Here is a 1,958-nt window from a genome sequence, read left to right as displayed (position 1 = left end):
GTCCTGATGCCTCCAACAGGTCGAGCGGCACCTCGATATGGACCGGCCGGGGCCGCTCGGACCGGAACAGCGTGAACGCACGGGCGACGGCCGAGCCGATCTCCTCGACGGTGGACACCCGGTGGCTGAACGCGGTCACCCCGCGCATCGCCTCCGTCTGGCTGCGCATCTCGTGCAGCATGCCGGTCGACTGCCGGGGGTGCCGCAACGGCATCCCCGGCGACACGATAAGGAGCGGCACACTGTCGGAGTACGCCTGACCGGCGGCCGCCGCGATGTTGAGCAGCGCGGGCCCGGTCGTGGTCACGGCAACCCCCGGCCGACCCGTCACACGGGCGTACCCGTCGGCGGCGTACCCCGCACCCTGCTCGTGACGTGGCGTCACATGCCGGATGCCGTACGGGCCCAGGTGCCGGTAGACCTCCAGGTTGTGCGTACCGGGAATCCCGAACGCCAGGTCGACCCCGTGCGCGGCCAGGGCCCGGACAAGCACCTCACCACCACTCATGACCCCGGCCGACCCGAACTCGCGTACAGGAAAGCCCAGTTCACCCACCCCCGCCACCTCACACGCTCCGCGAGATGACGAGCCGCATGATGTCCGAGGTGCCCTCTTCGATCTCCTCCAGCTTGGCGTCCCGCATCCACTGCTCGACCGGGTACTCGCGCGAGTACCCCCAGCCACCGAGCGTCTGGACCGCGGCCCAGGTGCAGTACGCCGCGGTCTCCGAGGCCGTGAGCTTCGCCATCGCGGCCTCGGCCGTCGTGTCGAGCCCGGCGTCGAGGCGCTTCGCGGCCCGCCACGTCAGGAGCCGGGACTGCTCGATCCGGGTGCGCATGTCCGCGAGCCGGAACGCCACCGCCTGGTGCTCGATGATCGGCTTGCCGAACTGCTGCCGGGTCTTCGCGTAGTCCCGCGCGTACTCGTACGCGGCCCTGGCCACCCCGGTGGCCGCCGCGCCGAGGACGGTGCGGGAGATGTCGAACGTACGCATCAGCCCGCTGAAGCCCTCGCCCTCCTGGCCGAGTCGGTCGGACTCGGGCACGAAGGCGTCCGTGAAGAAGATCTCGCGGCACACGATCGCGCGCTGCCCCATCTTCCGCATCGGCTCACCGAAGGACACCCCGGCCGCGCCCTTGCGGAACAGGAACGCCGTCACCCCGCGCGAGCGCAGCGCCGGATCCGTCTTCGCGAACACGACGTACTGCTCGGCCTCACCGGCGTTGGAGATCCACGCCTTCTGGCCGTTGAGGACATAGCCGCCCGCAGTGCGCGTCGCGGTGGTGACGATGGACGCGGCGTCCGAACCCGAGCCGGGCTCGGTGGTCGCGAGCGACGTCATCGGGGTGTCTTTCCCGGCCAGCGGCGTCAGCCAGTCACGGCGCTGCCCGGCGCTGCCGAGCGCGAGCACGGGGTCGGCGAAGAAGCCGTTGGAGCAGAGCAGATTCCCGATGCCGAGATCCCCGACGCACAGCTCCTCCTGTACGAGGCACTGGGTGAACACATCGGTGAAACCGCCGCCTCCGTACTCCTCGGGCAGCATGAACCCGGTGATCCCGACCTCGGCCGCCCGCCGCCACAGGTCCCAGGGTGTCTCGACATCGGCCTCGTCCACGGAGCGCGCCCGCGGCCTGATCTCCTCGCGGGCGAAGGTGCGGGTGAGCTCGATGATGTCGCTCTGCTCGGGGGAGAGCGGGACGAGCTCGGTGGGCAGGTCAGCCATGGGTGCCTCCAGGCACGACGACATTGCCTTAACTGAATGTCGAGTCAGTATCTGGAGGGCTCGGCGTCCGCGTCAACACTGCTGCTTACTGAATCGCGGATCAGTTCAGATCAGTTCAGAGGGTGGTCCTTCGGGGGCTTCTTCCCCTTGGTGTGGCCCGGAGGCTGCGGGTGGCAGGGCTGCCGGCCCGGATTGCCCTGCGCCCAACTCGGCACCGTCTCCTCGCAGAGAGTC

The 1,958-nt window shown here is 69.7% G+C and carries 2 protein-coding genes; both read right to left on the bottom strand.

Going from position 1 to position 1,958, the window contains the following annotated elements; genetic code table 11:
* Positions 1 to 556, bottom strand: a 556-nt coding sequence (locus GUY60_RS37255; protein WP_312866573.1) for a thiamine pyrophosphate-binding protein, incomplete at its 3' end; no start/stop codon positions are given.
* 10 nt (positions 557 to 566) lie between these two features.
* Complete coding sequence (locus GUY60_RS37250; protein WP_161705931.1) at positions 567 to 1,724, bottom strand: acyl-CoA dehydrogenase family protein; 1,158 nt, start codon at positions 1,722 to 1,724, stop codon at positions 567 to 569.
* Between the last annotated feature and the right edge of the window lie 234 nt (positions 1,725 to 1,958).

Origin of the sequence: Streptomyces boluensis, assembly GCF_009908195.1 — a bacterium.
Classification (GTDB): domain Bacteria; phylum Actinomycetota; class Actinomycetes; order Streptomycetales; family Streptomycetaceae; genus Streptomyces; species Streptomyces boluensis.
The sequence above is the reverse complement of the archived record's forward strand: the minus strand, read 5'-3'. Positions and strand labels throughout refer to the sequence as shown.

Bases quoted from the DNA above. Each gene is read 5' to 3' on its own strand.
- GUY60_RS37250 (WP_161705931.1), bottom strand. From the start codon at position 1,724: ATGGCTGACCTGCCCACCGAGCTCGTCCCGCTCTCCCCCGAGCAGAGC.